This is a genomic window from Streptococcus sp. UMB1203 (assembly GCF_030217725.1).
Taxonomy (GTDB): Bacteria; Bacillota; Bacilli; order Lactobacillales; family Streptococcaceae; genus Streptococcus.
Genome location: NZ_JASOOK010000073.1, coordinates 1 through 441, shown reverse-complemented (window position 1 = coordinate 441; position 441 = coordinate 1). Strand labels below are relative to the sequence as shown.

Below are 441 nucleotides of genomic sequence, written 5' to 3'. Positions count from 1 at the left end.
GCAATATTTGACGGATATTGGCGTAGATACTGACGTTATTTTGCAGGAGATTGTAGCGTGGATTTCCGAGACAAATTGTTCTGAATATGCTGATTTGGTTGATTATGCTGTGACAGAAAAATTTGATGACTGGTTTCCGACGGTTAGAAGTCAGACAATTTTTTTGGTGGCATATCTTCGTTCGAACCGTCATAAGCCGAAAAATTATGATTTTGAGACTGGGGAAATTTTGAGTGAAGATAAATAAAATCCGATCCGTGAGGTCGGATTTTTTCGTGCGTTCATTCGCACGAATTTGCTCTCTGCAAGAGTCCCTCGGAGGAGCGTTTGCGTTTTGACGAACCGCTAGGTTTGTCAAAACAGCATAAACGTTACTCTTTTGACAAAAGAGTAACAGAAAAGGTCGAGTAATAGACTTGTCGACTCGACCTATCGCCTAGT

At 41.0% G+C, this 441-nt stretch carries 1 pseudogene; it reads left to right on the top strand.

The window, feature by feature from the left end:
• Positions 1–247, top strand: a pseudogene (locus QP439_RS08995) (Rep family protein); the annotation flags it as partial.
• Between the last annotated feature and the right edge of the window lie 194 nt (positions 248–441).